Origin of the sequence: Bradyrhizobium sp. 157 (assembly GCF_023073815.1) — a bacterium.
Taxonomy (GTDB): Bacteria; Pseudomonadota; Alphaproteobacteria; order Rhizobiales; family Xanthobacteraceae; genus Bradyrhizobium.
In genome coordinates this window covers 55,602-77,466 of the sequence record NZ_JADPKF010000038.1, presented here as the reverse complement: position 1 = coordinate 77,466, position 21,865 = coordinate 55,602, and the positions used below count along the sequence as shown (strand labels likewise).

Sequence of the window (21,865 nt, the reverse complement as noted above, 5' to 3'; positions counted from 1 at the left end):
ACAGAACCGGGGCTTTTTGTTTTGGCGCGCGCATCTGACGCGAACCGGTATCGATCCCGGATCAGGTCCGTGACTGAAGTTCGCTCGAAGGATAGATGGCTAATCTCCCCGCTCCTGCTGCTGCCGAACCCGACCGCAATTGCCCGCTCTGCCCGAGGCTCGCCGAATTCCGCGCGCAGGCACGTGCCCGCGAGCCGGGTTGGCACAACTCGCCGGTCGCTTCGTTTGGCGATGCCTCCGCGCAACTGTTGATCGTCGGGCTGGCGCCGGGCCTGCAGGGAGCCAACCGGACCGGACGCCCGTTCACCGGCGACTACGCCGGCGATCTCCTGTACGCGACCTTGCTGGAATACGGCTTTGCGAAGGGCGTCTATCAGGCGCGACCGGACGACGGACTGAAGCTCGTCGACTGCCGGATCAGCAACGCGGTGCGTTGCGTGCCACCACAAAACAAGCCATTGCCGGTCGAGATCAACACCTGCCGGCAATTTCTCAGCGCGACCATTGGCACGATGCCCAGACTTCGCGCCATCGTCGCGCTCGGGCGGATCGCCCATGAATCGACATTGAAGGCACTCAGCCTGCGCAATGGCGCCGCCCCCTTTGCGCACGGCGCCGTGCATGAGGCCGGCGCCATCAAGCTCTACGACAGCTATCATTGCTCGCGCTACAACACCAATACCGGGGTGCTGACGCCGAAAATGTTTCGCGAGGTGTTTGCGAAGGTGCGGAAGGATTTGGGGGCATAGATACCATTCAACCCTCATGGTGAGGAGGCGCCAACGGGTCCGCGCGTAGCGCGGCCCGATGACAGACTCTGCGCCGTCTCCAACCACGAGGCCCCCGCCGGTGCCATTCATCCTTCGAGACGCCGCTGCGCGGCTCCTGAGGATGAGGTCAAACAGAAATGTAGGGTGGGCAAAGCGCAGCGTGCCCACCATTGGCGTCGGTGATCTGGATGGTGGGCACGCGGAGCCTGTCATCGGGCGCGCACTGCGCGACCCGTTGGCTTTGCCCGCCCTACAATTTAACCAGGATTTTCCTTCAGCCATGCCAGTACGTCGGCGGCGTTCCGGTCGGGCGGGAAAACCGGATAGAACACGTGGGCAATGCGCCCGTCATCGACGATCAGCGCCAGCCGCTTGATCAACGTCAGTCCCGCTACCTCCATCGTCGGCAAGTTCAGGGCGCGGGTGAGCTTAAGCTTTTCATCCGACAGAACCGGAAACGGCAAATGCAGCCGTGACGCCATCTCGGTCTGGTAGACGTTGTCCTGGGTCGATAGGCCGAACACCTGCCTGGTGCCGGCCGCTTTCAACTCCGCAAACAGATCGCGGAACGAGCAGGTTTGCGGCGTGCAGCCGCGCGCGCCGGGAATCATGTCCCAGTCGTCGACCAGGCTGATCTTGCCCGGCGAGCCGGTGCGGGGATAGGCGAACACCACGGTGCGGCCGGGAAGCGCCGATAGCATCACCGAACTGTCGTCGGTGGCCAGCAGCGTGACCGGCGGAAGCGCCATGCCGACGAGATGCGCCGCCGCGCCGTCGTCGACCGGCGGGGGGATATTACTCCAGTCGACTTCGAGCAGGTTTTTCTGGTTCATCTCAAACCCCTCTGCTTCCGCCGTCATTGCGAGGAGCGAAAGCGACGAAGCAATCCATACTTCCTTGAGGCCCAATGGATTGCTTCGCTTCGCTCGCAATGACGGATAGACATATACCGCCTATCCTCGCGCCCGCATCAGGCGGCCTTTTTCCCGGCCCCAGTCGCGCTTCTTTTCGCTCTCGCGCTTGTCGTGCAGCTTCTTGCCTTTGGCGATCGCCAGCAACAACTTGGCGCGACCGCGCTCGTTGAAATAGAGTTTTAGCGGAATCAGCGTCATGCCTTCGCGATCGACCGCGCCCATCAGCCTGTTGATCTGCTTTCGGTGCAGCAGCAATTTGCGCGGCCGTTTTGGCTCGTGGTTGAAGCGGTTGGCCTGCAGATACTCCGGAATATTGGCGTTGATCAGCCAGATCTCGCCGTCCTTGGAATCCGCATAGGACTCCGCAATGGTGGTCTTGCCATTGCGGATCGACTTCACTTCGGTGCCGGTCAGCGCAATACCGGCCTCAACCGTGTCCTCGATCGCGTAATTGAATCGGGCCTTGCGGTTTTCGGCGACAACCTTGATCGGGCGCTCGTTCTTGTCTGCCACGTTAGCTCTTCTTGAGGAGATCGCGGATCTCGGTCAGCAGTTCTTCCTGGCGGGTCGGCTTCGGCGGCGCGGGTGCTGTCTCGTTCTTGCGCTTCAGCTTGTTCATGGCGCGAATGACCACGAACAGCACGAAAGCGATGATGAGGAAGTTCAGCGTCAGAGTCAGGAAATTGCCCCAAGCCAACACCGCGCCTTGCTTTTTGGCATCCGCCAGATTGTTGGCGGTCACCGCCTTCGACAACGGCGTGAAGTAATTGGAGAAATCGAGACCGCCGGTGATAGCTCCGATGACCGGCATGATGACGTCGCCAACCAGCGAGGTCACGATGGCGCCGAAGGCCGCACCGATGATCACGCCAACCGCGAGGTCGACGACGTTACCCTTCATCGCGAATTCGCGGAATTCCTTCAGCACGTTGGATTCCCCTCTTCGTTCTTCGGGCGAAGCGGAACCGATCTAGTTGATCAGGCCGGCATGGACCATGGCGCTGCGCACGGCGAGGCGCGTCGGCTCGGTAACCGGCACCATCGGCAGCCGCAGCTTCTCGTCGATCTTGCCGAGCAGCGAGAGCGCGTATTTCACCGGCGCCGGATTGCTTTCGATGAAGAGGTTGTTGTGCAGCGGCATCAGCTTGTCGTGCAGCTTGAGCGCGGTGGCGTGATCGCCCTTCTGCCATGCCGCGTGGAATTCCGAGCACAGCCGCGGCGCGACGTTTGATGTGACCGAGATGCAGCCATGGCCGCCATGCGCCATGTAGCCGAGGATGGTGGCGTCCTCGCCCGACAACTGATTGAAGTCCTCGCCCATCGCGGCGCGCTGCTGCGATACCCGCACCATGCTGGCGGTCGCATCCTTCACGCCGGCGATGTTCTTCAGGGCGAACAGGCGCGTCATGGTCTCGACCGACATGTCGATCACGGAACGGCCGGGAATATTGTAGATGATGATCGGAATCCCGATCGCATCGTTGATCGTCTTGAAGTGCTGGTACATGCCTTCCTGGGTGGGCTTGTTGTAGTACGGCGTCACCACCAGCACCGCATCTGCTCCCGCCTTCTCCGCGTGCTCGGCGAGCTCGACCGCTTCCTTGGTCGAGTTGGAGCCCGCGCCCGCAATCACCGGCACCTTGCCCTTGGCCTCGTCGATGCACCATTCGACCACGCGCTTGTGCTCGTCATGACTCAGCGTCGGGCTTTCACCGGTCGTTCCCACCGGGACCAGACCGTGGGTGCCTTCGGCGATTTGCCAGCTCACCAGGCCACGGAAGGCGGCCTCGTCGAGCGAACCGTTCTTGAATGGCGTGACCAAGGCGGTGAACGACCCCCGGAATTTTGTCTTGGCTGCCATGGACTTCCTCCAAACGCTTAAGAAACGGCACGACCGGAACTGGATTTCAATTCATATCGGGTCTGGCGATCAGGCGAAAGGGCCGTGCATAAGGCGCTAGCGCTTTGTTCCGACGCTCTTTCTTGGCTCGCGCCGCCATCTGCCTTCTCGAAGGCCGATGGCCGCGATTTTGCCGCGGTGATGGCGCAAACAGGTCCACCGCGACGTTTTTAGCATTTTGTCCACATATTCAATCAAAATAGGGCTGGAGCGATTGAATGATTCGCCGCCGCAGAGGAAAGCCGTGATCCCTTCCGCCCGCGCCGCCGCGTTGCGATCGACCGCTCTGGCCACAAGCTTGGCGCTGGCGGTCGGACTGACTTCCTTCCCTCTGGAAAGCTGGGCCAAGCCAAAGGTTCCCCTGCCGAAGCCGCGACCGATTGCCCGCAACGTCGTTCCCAAGTCCGCGCCGACGGCGAATACCGCCGCCCCGGCTGCACCGACTGCGCAGGCGCATGCAGCGCCGGCCCCGCCGCCGCCTGTTCTGGCGCCTGCGACCCGCCAGCATGCTGTCGCACCGCCCGCGCGCAGACACGCCCCAGCCGCCGTGGCCGCGACCTCCTCGACGTCTCAGGCCGACAAGGACGCGCTGGAGAACGTCATCGAATTGGTGCGGAAGCAGAAGCCCGGCGATGCAACGCAGGTGCAAGCCACGATCTCGGATCCGGTCGCCCGCAAGCTCGCGGAATGGCTGATCCTGCGCAGCGATAACAACAACGCCTCGGTCGAGCGCTACCGTGCGTTCGTTTCAGCCAATCCGAGTTGGCCGTCGCAGACTTTCCTGCGCCGGCGCATCGAGGCCGCGCTGTGGGATGACCGCCGCGACGATTCGACCGTTTGGTCGTGGTTCGAGAACGAGTCGCCAATCTCGGGCAAGGGCAAGTTCGCGCTGGCGAAGGTGATGCTCGCGCGCGGCGATCGCGCCAATGCCGAACGGCTGGTTCGCGAGGCCTGGCGTCACGACGGCATGTCCGAGGATACCGAGAACGCCGCGCTCGATATGTTCGGCGCGCTGCTGACGGCGGGCGACCACAAGGCACGGATGGAGTCGCTGCTTTACGGCACTGAGCAGGAAACCGGCGGCATGCGCGCCGCCAAACGGCTCGGCTCAGGCCATGTGGCGCTTGCCAAAGCGCGGATCGCGGCCAACAAGAAGTCCTCCAACCTTAGGGCGCTGCTCGAGGCGGTGCCGCGCGAATTGCACGGCGAAACCGGCTACATCTTCGCAAAAATCCAGCTTCTTCGCCGCGAAGAGAAGTTCAATGAGGCCGCACAGCTCATGCTGAGCGCGCCGAAAGACCCGAACCGCCTGCACAATCTCAACGAATGGTGGATCGAGCGGCGCTTGCTGGCGCGCAAGATGCTTGATGTCGGCGAGCATCGCACCGCGTATCTCATCGCGCGGGATGCGGCGCTGCCGACGCGCGACATCTACAAGACCGAGCAGGAATTCACCGCCGGCTGGATTGCGCTGCGGTTCCTGAAAGATCCAGCGGTCGCAGCCCAGCACTTCGCGCGCATCGGCGTCGGCAGCGCGAACCCGACTGCATTGGCGCGCGCCGGCTACTGGCAAGGCCGCGCGGCGGAAGCGGCCGGCCGCGCGCAAGAGGCCCGCGCGGCGTACGGCCGCGCCGCCGAACAATCGACCAGCTATTATGGTCAGCTCGCCCGCGCCAAGCTTGGCCTGCCGCAGCTTCAGTTGAATGGCGCCCCAAGCGCCCGGGGCCGCGGCGCCGAGCGATTCGAGATCGTTCGCGCGGTGCAGTTGCTGTATGACCTCGACGAGCGCGAACTCGCGATCCCGATATTCGCCGACATGGGCGAGAACGGCGATCCCGAAGCCCTGGTAGGCCTGGGCGAGCTCACCTCGCGCCACGGCGATGCCCGCGGCATGCTGCTGCTCGGCAAGGCCGCGCTTAATCGCGGCCTGCCGTTCGACGTCTACGCCTATCCCGTCATCGGCATTCCGCGGTTCAAGCAGATAGGCCCTGAGGTCGAGCCCAGCATCATCTATTCGATCGCGCGGCAGGAAAGCGCCTTCAATCCGGCCGTGGTCTCACCAGCCCAGGCCTACGGGCTGATGCAGGTGACGCCGGACGCCGGGCGCTATGTCTGCAAGCGGGCCGGCGTCAGCTTCGACCTCAATCGGATGAAGACGGACTCCGTCTATAACGCCATGCTTGGCGCCGCCGAGCTCGGCGGGCTGCTCGAGGACTATCGCGGCTCCTACATTCTGACCTTCGCCGGCTACAATGCCGGTCGCGGCAGCGTCAAAAAGTGGATCGAGCGCTACGGCGATCCGCGCGATCCCAAGGTCGACGCGGTCGATTGGGTCGAGCAAATCCCGTTCTCCGAGACGCGGAATTACGTGCAGCGGATCATGGAGAATCTGCAGGTCTATCGCGCGCGGTTCGGCGGCGGGACCAAGCTTCAGATTGAAGCCGACCTGCACCGCGGCGCCAGCGTCGAATAGCAATTTTCAGGCGACACCAAGACTTAGTCGAAATCGAACCATGCCCGCAGAACCGAGCCTGCGGCGTGGCAGCCGCCGTTCGAATTGCGCTGGAAGCGCCCGAAAGGCAGCGGCTCCACCTTGCCCAATTCGAACAACGAAAAACCCCCGGCAGTTTCCTGCCGGGGGCTCTCCTAGAGAAGTGTCAGACGATCGGGATCAGAAGTTACGCTGAGCGCGAACGTTCAGGTACACCGTGTCCTGGTCCTTGAACTCGTAGACAGCGGCCGGCTTCGCTTGGTTGGCGGCGAAGAGGGCTGCCCCCGTGAACTTCTGGTCGAGGTGGAACCAGCCGACTTCAGCCGAGAACGTCAGGTTCTTGACGGGAGTCCAGCGGGTGATGAGACCGAGCTGGGCGGTGTTGAAGTCCGGATTGCAGGAATAACCCGTGCCAGCGACTGGGATGTGGCCAATCCGACCACAGATGGCAGCAGCCGAAACGTCATCATACCGAACTGCAGCGTAGCTGCCGAACAAGCTGGATGACCAATAGGGGCTCCAGTTGTGGTTGAACGCGCCGCGAACACCATAAGCTGTCGTGAGATGGATATTGCCATCGCCACCGAAAGCAGTCGGGAGGAAGGTCGAATCCGTGGTCGCACCGAAGCCAATGCTCTGATAAGCGCCGGCAAGACCGGTATCGCCGTACATCAAGAAGCTCGGCGAACCACCGCTGGTGGAGATCACCTGCTTGGTGTGACCCTTGGCCCAAGTCGCGTCCAACTTGATGTCGTCGCCGGCACCCGTCGGAAGGTTCTTGATCTGCAAGGCAGCCATCACCGAACCGCCCCACTTGGTGTCGGGGTGACCGGTAACTTCTGCGCCAGGAGTACCGCTGATCGCATTGTAGGCCGCGCGGTTCTCATGCAACGAACCTGACAGTTGGAAGAGACCCCAGGCCTGATCGACGCGGATGTTGGCGACGATATCAGGCGTGAAAACTCCGCCGTAGCCCTGGGTGCCCGCGGCGAACGCGTTCACGGTGGTCAGGTTGGCCAGCGTGGTGCGGTGGAACACGACCGGATCATCAAGACCGATGGTGGCCGACACGCCGTTGCCGAACTGCGCGGTGTACTGGATGTTGTTCACACCGGTCACAGTGTCATGACCGCCGAGCAGGAACGAGGTGTTGTTGCCCGGATAACCATGCCACGGCGTTGCGAAGGCCGAAGCAGACTTACCGAAGGTGAACCCGGCGAACTGGATGAACGCGAACTCAACCGCGACATAGCCGCCACCAGCGCTATGAAGCTGGCTCGAGGTGAAAGCGCCGATGGGGGAGAGGGTGGTCGGATTGGTACTGCCGCCAAATGTATCGAACGTGAAGTCACCCTGACCGAAGGTACGGACGACGCCGTATTCGGTGGCGGTGCGGGTATCAACCGTCAGCGCCAGACGAGAACGGGTGAAGAAGTTGTGAACGTAGCGGTTGCCCTGGCCGGCGTCGCCGCTCCACTCCGGCTGACCCTGGGTGCCGGCAGCGTTGAACGTGGTGTCGACGCGCAGATAACCACCGATCTTCATGCAGGTGTCGGTGCCCGGGATATACCAGAAACCAGCACCATACAGGGAGCAGATCCTCACGTACTCGACCGCTTTGGCCTTGACGGGAAGATCGGCCGCCTGCGCCCCGCTCATGGCGATCAGACCCGCCGCTGAGCCGAGAATTAGGCTCTTAACCATCTTCATATTAAACCTCCAAGTTGCTCTGTAGGGAAGGTTCCGGATCCGCTGGGTGAATCACCCTAAGGTTGGTTCCCTTGTCCCCTGAAACCCGCTTAGTCGCTTCGCGCCTTCGGACACTCCCGCATGAACGCGAGGGACTTAAGCGAACCACCTAAAACGGGACGACCTCGGGATGCCCCCCTCCGTCGCCCGATCACAATTACCGAGGACGTCTGCACACGCAACAAAGGAACCGCTCAGAACGGCCCTACCCCGCCCCTTTTCCGAAGGGTGTTGCACAAATAACACGCGTTTGTGATCGAAGTTTTTCTGCAAGCCTTTGTTTCTGATAGATATTTTTGATTAGTTCTATTTGACACGTGAATCGTTGTGCGCGCAGCGCAGCAAGCGGCTTTCCCCCTTCTAGGCATCCCCATCGCGTCGAATCGAACGGCGGGATTCGCCGCATCCATCGAACAAAACGCATAAGAGAAGGCGACGCGGCAGCCGGTTTGGGCGAGAGTCACGACAGCGATGACGAGTATAGATGACAAGTATATAAGTCTGAGGCTGGCGCCCTCGCCGTCATTGGCCCGTTTCGGCCGGCGATCCCCAGGGAACCAGCACGCGAGGAAATGCAAAAGCCCCAGGATCGAGATGCATTTCGCTACGGAGCGAAGGTGACGCTTTATATCTGAATTTGAAGCGCCTGCTTCCCAAGCCACTTAGTCAAGGCTGCATGCCGACGCCGAATCGAATGCGAAGCCTTGAAAAAGAGCGGCGTCACCTGCTCCGCGGGATGCGGGATCGACACGGCAGGAACGCTGGCGGCGGCACCGCCACCAAATGGCCCCGGCGTAACCTGAATCTGCCGCTTGCGGCCCGCCCTCGCGTCGGGCATATCCGCCCTCATGGAGCTGTGGCCGAGTGGCTGAAGGCGGCGGTTTGCTAAACCGTTATAGGGTTGTAAAGCCCTATCGAGGGTTCGAATCCCTCCGGCTCCGCCACCTGCCTTCGCTTGCGCTTCGGCGTGGCATGCCGCGGTGAAGCGCAAATGACGGCGGGTGCCGCGCCAAAGACGCGAAGCAGCGACGGCGGGCCGCACGCCCTCGCGGGCTTCGGCCACCCGAAGGCCGACAGGGTGTCTCCCGAAGCTCCACAGGAGCGCGGGGAGACTGTAACCCCGTGTGGAGTATCGGCGCTGATCGCGAAGCAAGCGACCGCGGGGCTGCCCTTCCCTTCCTCCTCCCTCTGCCATAACCATTGCGCTATTTGCGGCGATGTTCGAGCGTCTCTTGCCGTTGGGAGAGCATCCTATCTGCAGCATCCGCGGCGCGGTGGAGCGCCCGACTCGGTCCGATCGAAGAACACCTTCATGCTGTCGCGACGGAGTCGGAGCTGCCCGATTTCGCGGTCGGCATGTGCGTGGTGAGAATCGAAGAATCCGCGCCGAGCTTGCGCGCTGTCCTGCTGCGGGCCGCGGATGGCGAAGTTCTGTCGGACGATGACAGCCTGCTGCTGTTCCGCGGGCTTCACATCCTGGGCGGAGCGCGCGACCGGGAAGCCTGCCAGCCGCTCCTGCGGCTACTGCGCCGGCCCTTTCAAGACGTCGACGATCTCATCGGCGATATCGTCATTGAAAGCCTGGCCAATATTGTCACTGGCGTGTTCGATGATGATACGACGCCCTGTTCGCCCTAATCATCGATCGCTCAATCGATGGATTGATCCGTGAAGCGTTGTTCGGTGCGGCGACTTTCCTTGCATGGGAGCGCCGCATCCCGCGCGATCGCTTTCGGGACCTGCTTGTTCGGTTCTATGAAGAGCGCTCGGCCGAAGACGGCGATCAGGCGTGAGACGGCGATCAGGCGTGGGCGGGTTGGCTGCAAGCGATCGCCCTGCTTGGAATCGCGACCTGGTGCCGCTCGTCGACAATGCCTTTCGCGAAGAGCGCATACCCGAGGAATGGATCGCCGAGTTCGACGACGAGATTGCCGAAGCCGAACGCGCGCCCGACGACATTGACCGGTTCACGCAAAACAATCTCGGTTACATCGAGGATGTACTCGTGGCGCTGGATTGGACGCGCGGCGCCGAAGACGTCTTCGAAGATGGCGACGACGAAGCCCCGTGGGCCGAATTCGCGTATCCGAGCGAGCCGATCAGGAACCCCTGGCGTAACGTCGGCCGTAACTATCCATGTCCCTGCGGGAGCGGCAAGAAGTTCAAGAAGTGCTGCCTTGCTACAGGAGGGCCGCCGGCCTGATGCCGGCTGCACCTGGCCTCAGTGCGCCGTCATCCACGCACGCGCCTCGCGCTGTGCGGTGGCGATTTCGGCATCCGACATCATCGCGGCGACCTCGCGGCGCATGGCGATCGCATCCGCGCGTCCCTTCAGCGCGGCGAGATTGAACCATTTGTGGGCCGCGACGAGATTGACCACGCCGGAACGGCCGCTCGCCCAGTAAAGGCCGCGCTCGAACAGCACGTCCGGAATCGCGGTCGCCTCCACCGGAATTGCGGTGTCGAGATCGATCTGCCTCTGAAACATCTGTAGCTCCCCTTCTTATTTTGCCGCCCTCCCCCGAGCGCGGCCCCTGTCCACTGTTGAAACATCCCCAACGCCGTTTTCCGGTCTGTTGTTGGGATGATCATGGCCGATCAAATTTGAAGGGCAGTTTAAGGTTTGCGATGAACGGGGCGTAAACGGGCACTTCGCGCCATCGAACGCGGAATCGCAGAAGTATCTGCGGCACAGCGAGAAGTGGCCGATCGTGAAAGTCGGTTTACCCTGCGGTTTCGCGGAACGATAACCATTGCGGGGGATGCCAGTGTCATTATCACCCGTCACCCGATTGGAGCGTTGACGGTTCCAGCAGATGACCAGGCGTCGCGCAGCTCTGCGGCCATGCAGGAGAGTATGATGAAATTGAGTTTGATTGCGACCACGAAGAAGGTGCGCTCCCTCTCCCGCTTGCGGGGGAGGGCTGGGGTGGGGGTATCTCCGCGGGCGACACTGCCCGAGTGGAGAGAGCCCCCACCGGCGCTTCGCGCCGACCTCCCCCGCAAGCGGGAGAGGTGAAGTGCGTCTGCGGCCAAATCGATCAACCAAAAAACATCATGCTCTAGTTCAAGGCGGGTCGGCCACCGAAACGCGCCTGAACCGGCGCGACAGGCGGAACCGGACAGTCGGCGTTTATGAATGATGAAGTGAACTTGGAAAACTTCAGTGCCGAGCGCCTGATGCGCGGGCTGTCGGAGTGCTCCGGCGAAAGCGGGCGTTCCGGGGGCAACTACGCCCCAAGGGAACGAGGGCGTCGGCGAACACGTCAGGACCAGATTTCAAGCCGGGCTTTTGCCCCGGTGAAATTGCGGGCAGTTAAGGATACCCGCACCGAACGAAGAAAACCTGTTTCTTCTGCCGGACCGGTTTGAAAGAGCAAGCTCTTCCGAAATACGATCCAGCCGTTTGACCTGATGTCTCGCCGACACCCTCTTTCGTCGACCAGAGCCTTCAGCGTTTCGTCTTGGGGCTCGGGTGACGTGCCGGCATCGAGCCGCCGGCAATTTTCAAAGAAGCGAACTTACTTCTTCTTCTTGGCGACCTTGCGGGTCTTCTTCGCAGTCTTCTTCACTGCGCTCTTCGCTTTCTTCGCCTTCTTAGCTTTCTTGGCCATGTTGCCCTCCTAATGTAGTGAGATGGCTTAGTCGCTGCGTGCACTCGGGAATCGAGATGCACTACATCCCGAATACACCAACACATTCAAAAAAACAGCGTCCCGCTTAAGGAAGTGTTGACGCGGCAATGTGAGAGCGCGCGCAGCGCTGCAGTCGGCGACGCGACGATATGCTCGCGCATCAATGCAAAAAGTGCCGCAACGACCGCCATCGGCATTTGTCAAGATTGCAAGAAGCGCCTGTGCCGCAGCACTTTCTTGAATTCGCGCAAACCACGTTCGATGCGCAGTCGATGTCGTCGCGACTCACTGGTGCCGTGAAAAAGTCGTGTGCACGGACTCTGAGTCGCAAATTTTGGCAATAAAAAAATTTTCGTGGGCACAGCGTTGGCGTCTCATCGCCGCTCGCCAAAACCGAACTTTTTTGCGAATCGCGGAAGACCGATTCGCAACTGCGCTATCGGGCGCGAGGGTGAATTTTAGATCGCGATCGACGATAGAAACACGCTCGCGCGCATCAATCGCGGCGCCATCAACGACGGAGTCGTCCCGTTACGGGACGCTTCAGATGCCGAGCTTCGCCTTCAGCAGATCGTTGACAGCTTGCGGATTGGCCTTGCCGCCGGACTGCTTCATCACCTGGCCGACGAACCAGCCGGCGAGCTGCGGCTTGGCTTTCGCCTGTGCGACCTTGTCCGGATTGGCGGCGATGATGTCATCGACGACCTTCTCGATCGCACCGAGATCGGTGACCTGCTTCATGCCGCGCGCTTCGACCAGCTCGCGCGGGTCGCCGCCTTCCGTCCAAACGATCTCGAACAAGTCCTTTGCGATCTTGCCGGAGATCGTACCCTCGCCGATCAGGCCAACGATCGCGGCCAACTGCGCCGCCGATACCGGTGAAGCCGCGATATCGCGGCCTTCCTTGTTCAGACGGCCGAACAACTCGTTGATCACCCAGTTCGCTGCGAGCTTGCCGTCGCGTGCCTTATCGGCAAGACCGGCCAGCACGGTCTCATAGAAGACCGCGCTCTCGCGCTCGGCGACCAACACGCCGGCGTCGTAGGGCGACAGGCCGAGGCTCTCGATAAAACGCGCCTTCTTCTGGTCCGGCAGTTCCGGCAGCTTCGCCTTGAGCTCATCGACATAGTCTTGCGTGAACTCGAGCGGCAGCAGGTCGGGATCCGGGAAATAACGATAGTCGTGCGCCTCTTCCTTGGAGCGCATCGATCGCGTTTCGCCCTTGTTGGGGTCGAACAGGCGCGTCTCCTGGTCGATCGTGCCGCCATCCTCGATGATCTCGATCTGGCGCCGCGCCTCGTACTCGATCGCCTGGCCGATGAAGTTGATCGAGTTCATGTTCTTGATTTCGCAGCGGGTGCCGAGCGGCCCGCCCGGCTTTCGCACGGAAACGTTCACATCGGCGCGCAACGAGCCCTTCTCCATGTCGCCGTCGCAGGTGCCGAGATAGCGCAGGATCGAACGAAGTTTTGTCACATAGGCCTTGGCCTGCTCGGCATCGCGGATATCGGGCTTGGACACGATCTCCATCAGCGCCACGCCGGAGCGGTTGAGGTCGACATAGGACATCGTCGGCGACTGGTCGTGCAGCAACTTTGCGGCATCCTGCTCCAGATGCAGCCGCTCGATGCCGATGGTGGCGGTTCTGCCGCCGTCGAGTTCGACCACGATCTCGCCCTCGCCCACCACGGGCGACTTGTACTGGCTGATCTGGTAGCCCTGCGGCGAGTCCGGATAGAAATAGTTCTTGCGGTCGAACACCGAGCGCAGGTTGATCTTGGCGTTGAGGCCGAGCCCGGTTCTGACAGCCTGCTTGACGCATTCCTCGTTGATGACAGGCAGCATGCCCGGCATCGCGGCATCAACCAGCGACACATGGCTGTTCGGCTCGCCGCCGAATTCGGTCGAGGCGCCGGAGAATAGTTTTGATTTCGAGGTGACCTGGGCGTGCACCTCCATCCCGATCACGACTTCCCAGTCGCCGGTCTGGCCCTTGATCAGTTTTCCGGGTTTGATTGACACGTTCATGCTTTTCCACCCCCGAGCAGCGCGGCCACGATCCGCTCCCATTCGGCTTCCAGAGAATCCTTCGCGACCGGCTGGCCGGCCTGACGGTACCAGTAGCCGGCGTTGCCGAGATCGCCTTCGACCCGGTGCAGATAGGCGTGCACCCAGGCGGCGTTCGCATCGCTCTCGTCCTGAACGATCTTGTGCGCCCGGTCCCAGTCGCCCTTGGCAGCCCACCACAACGCGGCCAGCGGCGGTTGCAGGCCCGGCGCTGGCGCGGCATCCGTCAGGCTGGCGCGGAAATCCGTCATATCACCACCAGCGCGGCGGCGTGAAGCGGCCGGCCGCCTGCTCCACGACTTCGCCGAGCGAGAACAGCGTCTCCTCATCGAATGGACGGCCGATCAACTGCAGCCCAAGCGGCAGTCCCTGCGCGTCCTTGCCGGCCGGCACGGCGATGCCCGGCAGCCCCGCCATGTTCACCGTCACCGTAAAGATGTCGTTGAGATACATTTCGACCGGATCAGCGCCGCCCTTTTCGCCGACGCCGAAAGCGGCCGAGGGTGTCGCCGGCGTCAGGATCGCGTTGACGCCCTTGGCGAAGCAGTCCTCAAAATCCTTCTTGATCAGCGTGCGCACTTTTTGCGCGCGCAGATAATAGGCATCGTAATAGCCGGCCGAGAGCACATAAGTGCCGATCATGACGCGGCGGCGCACTTCATCCCCAAACCCTTCCGCGCGGGTGTTCTCGTACAACTCGCCTATGCTGCGGCCCGGCACGCGCAGCCCATAGCGTACGCCATCGTAGCGCGCGAGGTTGGACGAGGCTTCCGCCGGCGCGACGATATAATAGGCCGGCAGCGCGTATTTAGTGTGCGGCAGCGACACCTCGACCAGTTCGGCGCCGGCCGCCTTCAGCCAGCCCGCGCCTTCGGTCCAGAGCTTTTCGATTTCCGCCGGCATGCCGTCGAGGCGATACTCTTTCGGGATACCGATCTTCATCCCTTTCACCGACTTGCCGATCGCGGCTTCATAGTCGGGCACGCCGATGTCGACCGAGGTCGTGTCCTTCGGATCGTGGCCCGCCATCGAGCGCATCAGGATCGCGGAATCGCGCACGGTGCGCGCGATCGGACCGGCCTGGTCGAGGGAGGACGCGAACGCCACGATGCCCCAGCGCGAGCAGCGCCCATAGGTCGGCTTGACGCCGACGGTCGCAGTGAACGCTGCAGGCTGGCGGATCGAACCGCCGGTATCGGTCGCAGTCGCGCCCATGCAGAGCAGCGCCGCCACGGCGGAGGCCGATCCGCCGGACGAGCCGCCCGGCACCAGTGTGGTGTTGGAACCCTCGCGCCGCCATGGATTGACCACCGGGCCGAAGCACGAGGTCTCGTTCGACGAGCCCATCGCGAATTCGTCGTTGTTGAGCTTGCCGAGCATCACGGCGCCATCGCGCCAGAGCTGCGAGGTCACGGTCGATTCGTACGGCGGCACGAAGTTGCCGAGGATCTTTGAGCACGCGGTGGTGCGCACGTCCTTCGTTGCGAACAGATCCTTGATGCCGAGCGGAATGCCGGCAAGCGGCCCACCCTCGCCCTTGGCAATCTTCGCATCGACCGCGCGCGCCATTGCACGCGCCTGGTCGGGCGTTTCCAGCACGAAGGCGTTGAGCGAACGCGCCGCTTCGATCGCGGCAAGATGCGCATCCGTCAGTTCAAGCGAGGTGAAAGACTTGCTCGCGAGGCCGTCCCGGGCCTCCGCGATCGTCAGAGATGTCAGGTCGGTCATTTATTGATCGGGCTGCAGAAGAACGGAGAAAGCGTCTTGTCGTTGGCGGGATCGTTGGCGCGCGCCTTGTCAGCTGCCTCGAGCTGATCAAGGACGGCATCCATCGCCTTGTCGGGATCGGCGGCTTTGCCCTGCCGCTCCATCGCGTCGAGATAGTTCATATAGGCCTGATAGGCCTTTTCATCGTCGCAGAGCAGACACATCGGAAGACTCTTTTGTTTGACGCGTTTTCTTCACGCGAACCGGTACCCACTTCGCTCGAAAACGCTACGCTCTACTCCACCACCTTCGGCACCAGGAAGAAATGGTTTTGCGTCTCCGGCGCATTCCTGACGATGTCGTCGGGAATCTCGCCGTCACTGACCACATCCGGCCGTTTCTTCATTTCCATCGGCGTCACCGAGGTCATCGGCTCAACGCCGTCGATGTTCACTTCCGAAAGCTGCTCCACGAAAGCCAGCATGGCATTCAGCTCGCCCTGCAGATGGGGAACCTCGGCCTCGGTGACCGCAATCCGCGCAAGATGCGCGATGCGGCGAACGGTGGCGGCATCAACGGACATAAATATAAGCCTCAAACGGGGAATTCGCACCCGCCGTATAGCAGAGGCCGCTTTTGCGCCGCAACCGCGGGAACAGGCGCTCGCAGGCCCTTTCGGTCGCCCTTGCAGTGATGCACAAGATTTCGTGTGCGAAGCGCAGATTTCTTGCGCAAAAGCGCCCCGACGAAACCATTTTTACCGATTGACGTAGTCCTGAAACAGTCGGGGATATAGTCGCGGCCGGAACATCGAGAGGCCGTGTCATGTCGACCATCGAAAATGACCGCGCCGGATCGGAAAGCTGGGATCCGCCCTCTGGTCCATCGGGACCGTTCTCGGCGTCGCGATCGTCTACCTCGCCTGCTTAACCTGACCCAAACGGGAGGAGAGCCATGTCCCAGGCTAAAATCTCCCAGGCTAAAATCCTGCGGGAAAAGGCGGAGATGTTCGAACGCCGCGCCGAAAATGCGACCGATCCCATCTCCAGGCAGCACTACAAGGAGATGGCAGCACATTACCGTTCGCTGGCCGCGGAGCACCTGGACGTCAGGCGCGACGAGCCGGCGCACTGAGCAGCGAATGGGATTTATCCGCTTAGCGCCCCGAACCGCGCCAGCGCAGCCCCCGCGAGCGAACGGGTCAATTCCGCCGCCGGCATTTCGCGGCCCATCCGCACCGCCTGCCCGGCCCACAGATTGGTGAAATCGACCTTGCCGAGCTTTTCGGCCGCGGCCTTCAGCGGCCCGAGTGCGGTTGCGGCATGCGGGTATGCCGGCGCATCTGGCGAGATCGGTCCGACCTCGCGCATGACACGATTGGCAACGCCACGCGCAGGACGGCCGGTCATGACATTGGTGATGACGGTGGAATCATCATGCGCCTGGGCCAGCGCCGTGCGCGCGGGTCCGATCACCTTGGACTCCGGACAGCGCAGATAGGCGCTGCCGATCTGCACGCCGGACGCGCCGAGCGCGAAAGCCGCCGCAATGCAGCGCCCGTCGGCGATGCCGCCGGCTGCGACAACAGGCACTTTCACTGCGTCGACTACCTGCGGCACCAGCGCAAACGTGCCGAGCTGCTGGGCGATATTGTCGGTCAGGAACATGCCGCGGTGGCCGCCGGCTTCCGCACCTTGCGCAATGATGACGTCGGCGCCGTTCTCCTCCAGCCAGATTGCTTCCTTCACGATGGTTGCCGAGGACATCACGATGCAGCCCGCCGCCTTGACGCGCTTGACCAGCGCCGGGTCCGGCAGGCCGAAATGGAAGCTGACGATTTCCGGCTTCAGTTCTTCCACCACCGCACACATCGCCTCGTCGAACGGCGCACGGTTGGCGGCGCTGATGGGCGCGGCAGGATCGATACCCAATTCCTTGTAATAAGAGCCAAGCCGCGACTTCCATCCGGCCTCGCGCGCGGGATCGGCATCGACCGGCTTGTGACAGAAGAAGTTCATGTTGAGCGGCGTCGAGACGCGCTGGCGGATGATGTTGACCTGCTCGCGTGCTTTTTCGGCCGAAATCATCGCACACGGCAGCGAGCCGAGCGCCCCACCCTCGGCTGCGGCGATCACGAGCTCGGCGTCCACGGCGCCAGCCATCGGCGCCTGCACGATCGGAAATTCGGTCTTGAAGAGGTCGATGATCCGGCGATCTGGCCACATGGTTGTGCTCGCTAGTTATATTGCTCGGCTGCTGCATCCCCCTCTCCCCTTGTGGGAGAGGGCGTCTCGAATGAGCGAAGCTCATTCGAGACGGGTGAGGGGTTTGTGTCCGCGGAGACAAACCCCTCATCCGGCGCGGATTATGTCCGCGCCACCTTCTCCCACAAGGGGAGAAGGGAAAGAAGAAGTGATCGTCGAGTTACGCCGCCCGCCCAATATCTGCTCCGCCTCGGTGACGATCCTTTCAACGATCTCGCCGGCCGGCGGGATATCGTGAATCAGCCCGACGGCTTCGCCCGCGATGACGGCAGCGATATCGAAATTGCCCGCCGCTCTCGCCGCCGCATATTCGGCAGCGACCGCTTTGATATTCTGCATCAGTTCGACCTCTCGTCCCATCCAGCGTCGCGCATGATCATTGATCAAGCAGCGGCCGGTAAACGGCGCCGGCCAGACATTGTTGCGCGAGAGATCGAAAATGATGCCGCGGACGCTGTTGCCGCTGGTTGCGGTACAGATGCGCCGCTTGGCTTCGTCCGCGCCGTCGCATTCCTGGCTCGCATAAAAGCGGGTGCCGAGCAGCACGCCGGAAGCGCCCAGCATCATCATCGCCGCAAGCCCGCGGCCGTCGGCTATCCCGCCTGCTGCTGCGACTGGCACCCGGCCGGCCGCCAGATCAACAATCGCCGGCACAATGTCGATCGTGGTGCGCGAGGCGCCATGGCCGCCAGCTTCCGTTCCCTGTGCGATCAGAATGTCGGCGTCTGCATCGAGCGCCTGTCGCGCCATATCCTCGTCCTGAACCTGGCAGATCAACAACGCGCCCGATGATTTGACGCGCGGTGCGAAGGGTGTGGGATCGCCGAACGAGAGCATGATCGCTCGCGGACCGGCTTCAAGCGCGACATCCAGTAGCGCCGGCTGCTTCGCAAGGCTCCAGGTGATGAAGCCAATGCCGAAGGGATCGGAGACATCGGCGAGCTTGGCCGCCTCCTGCTCCAACCACGCCCGGTCGCCATAGCCGCCGCCGAGAATGCCGAACCCGCCGGCAGCGCTGACGGCTGACGTTAGGCGCGCGCCCGCAATCACATCCATCGGCGCCGACAGGATCGGATGCTGGATGCCCAGACGGGCGGTCAATGGCGTGGAGATCGGCATGCCCATTCCCTGCAAACTAGACAGGCAGTCTAGGCCGGACTATCATTCTCCAAAAATGAATACTATAGAATTCTCCCATCTCTAGAAAGAAACGGAGCTGCCATGGAGCTGAGCGATCTCGTCACCTTCTCGGCCGTGGCCCGGCTCGGCGGCATCACCCGCGCCGCGGACGAACTCAACACCGTGCAGTCCAACGTCACTCAGCGCGTGAAGGCGCTGGAAGCCGAGATCGGCACCACGTTGTTCGAACGGCACAGCCGCGGCATGACGCTGACCGGCGCCGGCCGCCGCCTGCTTCCCTATGCCGACCGGATGGCGGCGCTGTCGCGCGAGGCGGTGCTGGCCGCGCGCGACGATGGCGAGCCGAAGGGGCCGCTTTCGATTGGCTCGATGGAGACGACGGCCGCGGTACGCCTGCCCTCTTTGCTTGCTGAATTCCATCGCCGCTTTCCGGCGGTGCAATTGAGCCTGCGGACCTCGACAACGGCTGACCTCGTGGCCGGCGTGCTCAACGGCACGTTCGATGGCGCCTTCGTTGCCGGTCCGATCGAGCATGCCGAACTCGACGCGACGGTTGCCTTCCGCGAAGAACTGGTGCTGGTCACGGCACGGCGCTGGCAGAGCCTCGGCGCGTTACGCGCGGGCACGCCGGAATCTGGACCGACCGCGCTGGTGTTCCGCACCGGCTGTACTTACCGGCAGCGGCTCGAACAGGTGTTTTCGGAATTCGGCTGGCCGTCTTCCGCCCGGTTCGAACTCGGCACGCTCGACGGCATGATCGGCTGCGTCGCCGCCGACATGGGCGTCACGCTGCTGCCGCGCGCCGTCGTCGGGCGGAACGACACGGTCAACGTCCACACGCTGAACCCGGCGCAGGCACGCGTCGAGACGCTTTTCATCACCCGTCGCACGGCTCATCAATACAGCGCCCTGCAGGGGTTTGCCGCTTGCCTGGAAAATAGCGGCGAGGTCATCGCCGCCTGATATCTCAACTGGCTAAATTCTGATGTCGTCGAAGGTTTGGATCAGGCGCGGGCCCACTCCGGTTGCTTCGTGGGAATCGGCCTGCGCCAGCTTGCCGAAGTCGAGCTTGGTGAGTTTCGCGATGTCGGAGATCGAGACCTGGAAGACCTCGACGTCCTCAGCAGAAAGCTTCTCCGCGTCGTGGATGCGGTCGATATCCATGATCAGATGACGTTGGCTGACAATGAACGCCGCCGCCTTGAGGCGGCCGTTACCCTTGCTGACCAGTATCTTCCAGAAATATTTCGGGATCGCCAAGCCACCGAAGACCGGGTCCTTGTGCGGTCTGCCCGCCGGATCGGGCAGATCGGCACCGTCGGCATCGGGACCATCGAAGATCGGTCCGGTGATGACCACGCCCTTTTCCCGCCGTTTCAGCAGCTCGTCGCGCGTGTAGTCCTCGAGCCCTGCCCATAATTGCTTGCCTTGGTTGAACGACCAGAACTGCGGGCAGCAATTGGTGAAGTGGAAGGAATCGTCGCCGTGCTCCTTGGCCTGATCGACGCTATTGCCCCAGGTTGCGTCGAGGCGGCGGACCAGATGCCCGCGATCGAACGGATTAGCGCTCCGGTCGGCTTCGAACGTCGATTGCTTGCCATAGAACTCATTGCCGACCTGGAAGTCTTTGTCGATCCGCGGGTCGCGCAGCCAGGAATCGCCCTCGCGCTTGCCGACATCCTGCTGCGCGCCGCCGTCGATGTTAACGGCGGTGAAGAAGGCGAGCTTGCGCACCTTGTTCATGACGACGCTATAGTTGAAGTACTTCAGTTCGGATTTCGAAGGATTCGATTTCAGCGTAGCGATCCTGGATTTCAGGGAGGCCGGGATCTTCGGCAACGGCACCGAGAATTTTCCGGCGCCGATGAAGTTCGGTTTGTAGCCGGACCGCGATCCCAAGGTGGATTGGTCGATATGCACGGACTCCATCGGTCGACCCGTGAGCAGGCCGATGCGCGCTCCGTTCACGGGACCGGCGACTGGTGCCGTGGCCGGCTGGATCGGGCCAGCCTCCGGCAGGATATGGCCGTTCTTCCTGAAGAATGGCACGGGAATGCGCAGAGGAACTACCAGCGAGGTCACGTTGCCGGACTGTTCGAACCACACATCATGATCGCTTCCATTTCCGTTAAGCGGCGGCATCGCGGCCTTTTCCGTCACAGCTGGTAGCGGTGGCTGCACCTCATCGAGTACCGGCTTCACCAACGGATGCGAGCCGACCGTCAACTTGAGATCGGCCACGATGGCGCTAATACGGACTCCCTCGTTGGCGATCCAGTTGATCGAGGTTTCGTCCATCGACGAGTCCCATACCTTCCCGTCCTTAGTGAGAGTGCGGCCCTGCGCATCCTTTTTCGCGATGCCGCTATGGTGGATGGCGATAACTTGCCAGAACCGATTGAACGCCGGAGAGCCCGATGAGCCCGAACTGGTGTCGGTCATGTACCAAGCGAAATCCCCGACATACTTCAGAAGCTTGTTGTCACGGACGCACACTTGCTTCGGCTGCCCGCTGGGATGCTGGATGATCGTCAGATATTCACCCGGATCGCCCTTGCCCGGCTGCCCACTCAGCGGCAGCCAGCCCCAATCGATCAACCTTCGGCCGCCGGCTAGCGAAACCGGCGCCACAGCGACGATCGAGTAGTCGAGCCGGTCATTGGTGTAGAAGAGCTTGTTCGGCTCGAAGCCGAACCGGACGGGCTCCCGCTCCATGCCGGCAATATCCAATTCATAGTCAAAGTCGGCCACGGAATTGATGGCGTCTGCCGGCCGGCCGAATACGTGGTTGTTGGTCATCATCAGACCGGGGCCGATCAAGAAACCCGACGCATAACCGACCAGGTTTGAGCGCGCGTCCTTGAGTTGGATGCGACAGACCGAGCGCGAGGCGACGATACCTTTGGCCAAGTAGTTGATGCTGTCGAGTTCATTGCCGTTGATGATCCGTTCAAGCCCGATCCGCGCCGATACGGTATTATCGGTTTGCGCCAGCAACTGGCGCATGCGGGCCCTCTTTTGCTCGACCGTCATCGGGATTGGTCCGTCGCCGAGTTTCCTGTTCAGGGCGGCTGGCGCGAAGTCTGCTTGCTTGAAACGTCGTTCTGAGGCGTTGATGAGTGCGGGGTTCATAAACATCGTTATCTCCAATCAATAAAGTGGAAACGCGATCCAGTAGTCTCCTGTCGCGATATGCTTGCGAGAGCGTCCATTCGGCCGCGGAGAAAA

The 21,865-nt window shown here is 62.1% G+C and carries 22 protein-coding genes and 1 tRNA gene; 7 read left to right on the top strand and 16 right to left on the bottom strand.

All coding sequences use genetic code 11. The features are described 5' to 3' along the window. Nucleotides 1-95: 95 nt before the first annotated feature. Complete coding sequence (locus tag IVA95_RS08860; RefSeq protein ID WP_247510167.1) at nt 96-749, top strand: uracil-DNA glycosylase; 654 nt, start codon at nt 96-98, stop codon at nt 747-749. Nucleotides 750-1,027: 278 nt separating this feature from the next. Here the strand turns inward: IVA95_RS08860 and IVA95_RS08855 are convergent, their stop codons facing one another. The 5 genes from IVA95_RS08855 to IVA95_RS08835 all read right to left on the bottom strand — a co-directional run bounded on the left by IVA95_RS08855 (nt 1,028) and on the right by IVA95_RS08835 (nt 3,932). Further along, the gene (locus tag IVA95_RS08855) at nt 1,028-1,603 is read right to left on the bottom strand and encodes a peroxiredoxin (RefSeq protein ID WP_247510166.1); all 576 of its coding nucleotides are present in this window, start codon (nt 1,601-1,603) and stop codon (nt 1,028-1,030) included. Nucleotides 1,604-1,723: 120 nt separating this feature from the next. Further along, entirely contained in the window at nt 1,724-2,197 is a 474-nt protein-coding gene (smpB, locus tag IVA95_RS08850) for an SsrA-binding protein SmpB (RefSeq protein WP_247510165.1), read from the bottom strand. A gap of 1 nt (nt 2,198) precedes the next feature. Next, on the bottom strand, nt 2,199-2,612 hold the full coding sequence (mscL, locus tag IVA95_RS08845; RefSeq protein ID WP_247510164.1) for a large conductance mechanosensitive channel protein MscL: 414 nt from the start codon (nt 2,610-2,612) through the stop codon (nt 2,199-2,201). 42 nt (nt 2,613-2,654) lie between these two features. Continuing rightward, on the bottom strand, nt 2,655-3,545 hold the full coding sequence (gene dapA, locus IVA95_RS08840) for a 4-hydroxy-tetrahydrodipicolinate synthase (protein ID WP_247510163.1): 891 nt from the start codon (nt 3,543-3,545) through the stop codon (nt 2,655-2,657). Between the two features lie 96 nt (nt 3,546-3,641). Beyond that, nucleotides 3,642-3,932 (bottom strand): hypothetical protein, encoded by a 291-nt coding sequence (locus IVA95_RS08835; protein ID WP_247510244.1) that lies wholly within the window; start codon nt 3,930-3,932, stop codon nt 3,642-3,644. On the opposite strand from IVA95_RS08835, the gene IVA95_RS08830 reads away from it, so the two are divergent. Then, nucleotides 3,832-6,057, top strand: a complete 2,226-nt coding sequence (locus tag IVA95_RS08830) for a lytic transglycosylase domain-containing protein (protein WP_247510240.1) — start codon at nt 3,832-3,834, stop codon at nt 6,055-6,057. The genes IVA95_RS08835 and IVA95_RS08830 overlap by 101 nt on opposite strands. Nucleotides 6,058-6,255: 198 nt before the next feature. Here IVA95_RS08830 and IVA95_RS08825 read toward each other — a convergent pair whose 3' ends face one another. Further along, complete coding sequence (locus tag IVA95_RS08825) at nt 6,256-7,785, bottom strand: porin (RefSeq protein WP_247510162.1); 1,530 nt, start codon at nt 7,783-7,785, stop codon at nt 6,256-6,258. 889 nt (nt 7,786-8,674) lie between these two features. Between IVA95_RS08825 and IVA95_RS08820 the strand changes: the two genes are divergently transcribed. From IVA95_RS08820 to IVA95_RS08810, 3 genes are all read left to right on the top strand, one after another. Further along, nucleotides 8,675-8,768 (top strand) — tRNA-Ser (locus IVA95_RS08820). 256 nt (nt 8,769-9,024) lie between these two features. Next, the gene (locus IVA95_RS08815; protein ID WP_346657990.1) at nt 9,025-9,462 is read left to right on the top strand and encodes a DUF1186 domain-containing protein; all 438 of its coding nucleotides are present in this window, start codon (nt 9,025-9,027) and stop codon (nt 9,460-9,462) included. Nucleotides 9,463-9,613: 151 nt separating this feature from the next. Next, nucleotides 9,614-10,027 carry an SEC-C metal-binding domain-containing protein gene (locus IVA95_RS08810; protein WP_247510161.1) on the top strand — a complete coding sequence of 138 codons (414 nt, stop codon included), beginning with the start codon at nt 9,614-9,616 and terminating at the stop codon, nt 10,025-10,027. 18 nt (nt 10,028-10,045) lie between these two features. Here IVA95_RS08810 and IVA95_RS08805 read toward each other — a convergent pair whose 3' ends face one another. The 7 genes from IVA95_RS08805 to gatC all read right to left on the bottom strand — a co-directional run bounded on the left by IVA95_RS08805 (nt 10,046) and on the right by gatC (nt 15,816). Then, entirely contained in the window at nt 10,046-10,312 is a 267-nt protein-coding gene (locus IVA95_RS08805; RefSeq protein ID WP_247510160.1) for a hypothetical protein, read from the bottom strand. A 1,212-nt stretch (nt 10,313-11,524) separates the two neighbouring features. Then, nucleotides 11,525-11,650, bottom strand: coding sequence for a hypothetical protein (locus IVA95_RS38745; RefSeq protein ID WP_256470174.1), 126 nt, complete (start codon nt 11,648-11,650; stop codon nt 11,525-11,527). 352 nt (nt 11,651-12,002) lie between these two features. Then, nucleotides 12,003-13,487: an Asp-tRNA(Asn)/Glu-tRNA(Gln) amidotransferase subunit GatB gene (gatB, locus tag IVA95_RS08800; RefSeq protein WP_247510159.1), complete on the bottom strand. Its 1,485-nt coding sequence runs from the start codon at nt 13,485-13,487 to the stop codon at nt 12,003-12,005. After that, nucleotides 13,484-13,777 carry a hypothetical protein gene (locus tag IVA95_RS08795; RefSeq protein ID WP_247510158.1) on the bottom strand — a complete coding sequence of 98 codons (294 nt, stop codon included), beginning with the start codon at nt 13,775-13,777 and terminating at the stop codon, nt 13,484-13,486. Before IVA95_RS08795 ends, gatB begins: the two co-directional genes overlap by 4 nt. A gap of 1 nt (nt 13,778) precedes the next feature. After that, nucleotides 13,779-15,254 (bottom strand): Asp-tRNA(Asn)/Glu-tRNA(Gln) amidotransferase subunit GatA, encoded by a 1,476-nt coding sequence (gene gatA, locus IVA95_RS08790; protein ID WP_247510157.1) that lies wholly within the window; start codon nt 15,252-15,254, stop codon nt 13,779-13,781. After that, complete coding sequence (locus IVA95_RS08785) at nt 15,251-15,457, bottom strand: hypothetical protein (RefSeq protein WP_171582027.1); 207 nt, start codon at nt 15,455-15,457, stop codon at nt 15,251-15,253. Before IVA95_RS08785 ends, gatA begins: the two co-directional genes overlap by 4 nt. A gap of 71 nt (nt 15,458-15,528) precedes the next feature. Beyond that, entirely contained in the window at nt 15,529-15,816 is a 288-nt protein-coding gene (gene gatC, locus IVA95_RS08780) for an Asp-tRNA(Asn)/Glu-tRNA(Gln) amidotransferase subunit GatC (RefSeq protein ID WP_247510156.1), read from the bottom strand. A gap of 371 nt (nt 15,817-16,187) precedes the next feature. On the opposite strand from gatC, the gene IVA95_RS08775 reads away from it, so the two are divergent. Next, a complete protein-coding gene (locus tag IVA95_RS08775) occupies nt 16,188-16,367 on the top strand; it encodes a hypothetical protein (protein ID WP_213252013.1) in 180 nt (59 codons plus the stop codon). A gap of 14 nt (nt 16,368-16,381) precedes the next feature. Here IVA95_RS08775 and IVA95_RS08770 read toward each other — a convergent pair whose 3' ends face one another. Next, on the bottom strand, nt 16,382-17,458 hold the full coding sequence (locus tag IVA95_RS08770; RefSeq protein ID WP_247510155.1) for a nitronate monooxygenase family protein: 1,077 nt from the start codon (nt 17,456-17,458) through the stop codon (nt 16,382-16,384). Nucleotides 17,459-17,584: 126 nt separating this feature from the next. Next, entirely contained in the window at nt 17,585-18,616 is a 1,032-nt protein-coding gene (locus tag IVA95_RS08765; protein WP_247510154.1) for a nitronate monooxygenase, read from the bottom strand. A gap of 102 nt (nt 18,617-18,718) precedes the next feature. Between IVA95_RS08765 and IVA95_RS08760 the strand changes: the two genes are divergently transcribed. Then, nucleotides 18,719-19,600, top strand: a complete 882-nt coding sequence (locus IVA95_RS08760) for a LysR family transcriptional regulator (protein WP_247510153.1) — start codon at nt 18,719-18,721, stop codon at nt 19,598-19,600. 12 nt (nt 19,601-19,612) lie between these two features. On the opposite strand, the gene IVA95_RS08755 is transcribed toward IVA95_RS08760, so the two are convergent. Continuing rightward, entirely contained in the window at nt 19,613-21,775 is a 2,163-nt protein-coding gene (locus tag IVA95_RS08755) for a DNA/RNA non-specific endonuclease (RefSeq protein ID WP_247510152.1), read from the bottom strand. Between the last annotated feature and the right edge of the window lie 90 nt (nt 21,776-21,865).

Bases quoted from the DNA above. Each gene is read 5' to 3' on its own strand.
- IVA95_RS08860 (WP_247510167.1), top strand. From the start codon at position 96: ATGGCTAATCTCCCCGCTCCTGCTGCTGCCGAACCCGACCGCAATTGC.
- IVA95_RS08855 (WP_247510166.1), bottom strand. From the start codon at position 1,603: ATGAACCAGAAAAACCTGCTCGAAGTCGACTGGAGTAATATCCCCCCG.
- dapA (WP_247510163.1), bottom strand. From the start codon at position 3,545: ATGGCAGCCAAGACAAAATTCCGGGGGTCGTTCACCGCCTTGGTCACG.
- IVA95_RS08825 (WP_247510162.1), bottom strand. From the start codon at position 7,785: ATGAAGATGGTTAAGAGCCTAATTCTCGGCTCAGCGGCGGGTCTGATC.
- IVA95_RS08805 (WP_247510160.1), bottom strand. From the start codon at position 10,312: ATGTTTCAGAGGCAGATCGATCTCGACACCGCAATTCCGGTGGAGGCG.
- IVA95_RS38745 (WP_256470174.1), bottom strand. From the start codon at position 11,650: ATGGCGGTCGTTGCGGCACTTTTTGCATTGATGCGCGAGCATATCGTC.
- gatB (WP_247510159.1), bottom strand. From the start codon at position 13,487: ATGAACGTGTCAATCAAACCCGGAAAACTGATCAAGGGCCAGACCGGC.
- IVA95_RS08795 (WP_247510158.1), bottom strand. From the start codon at position 13,777: ATGACGGATTTCCGCGCCAGCCTGACGGATGCCGCGCCAGCGCCGGGC.
- gatA (WP_247510157.1), bottom strand. From the start codon at position 15,254: ATGACCGACCTGACATCTCTGACGATCGCGGAGGCCCGGGACGGCCTC.
- IVA95_RS08785 (WP_171582027.1), bottom strand. From the start codon at position 15,457: ATGTGTCTGCTCTGCGACGATGAAAAGGCCTATCAGGCCTATATGAAC.
- gatC (WP_247510156.1), bottom strand. From the start codon at position 15,816: ATGTCCGTTGATGCCGCCACCGTTCGCCGCATCGCGCATCTTGCGCGG.
- IVA95_RS08775 (WP_213252013.1), top strand. From the start codon at position 16,188: ATGTCCCAGGCTAAAATCTCCCAGGCTAAAATCCTGCGGGAAAAGGCG.
- IVA95_RS08770 (WP_247510155.1), bottom strand. From the start codon at position 17,458: ATGTGGCCAGATCGCCGGATCATCGACCTCTTCAAGACCGAATTTCCG.
- IVA95_RS08765 (WP_247510154.1), bottom strand. From the start codon at position 18,616: ATGCCGATCTCCACGCCATTGACCGCCCGTCTGGGCATCCAGCATCCG.
- IVA95_RS08760 (WP_247510153.1), top strand. From the start codon at position 18,719: ATGGAGCTGAGCGATCTCGTCACCTTCTCGGCCGTGGCCCGGCTCGGC.
- IVA95_RS08755 (WP_247510152.1), bottom strand. From the start codon at position 21,775: ATGTTTATGAACCCCGCACTCATCAACGCCTCAGAACGACGTTTCAAG.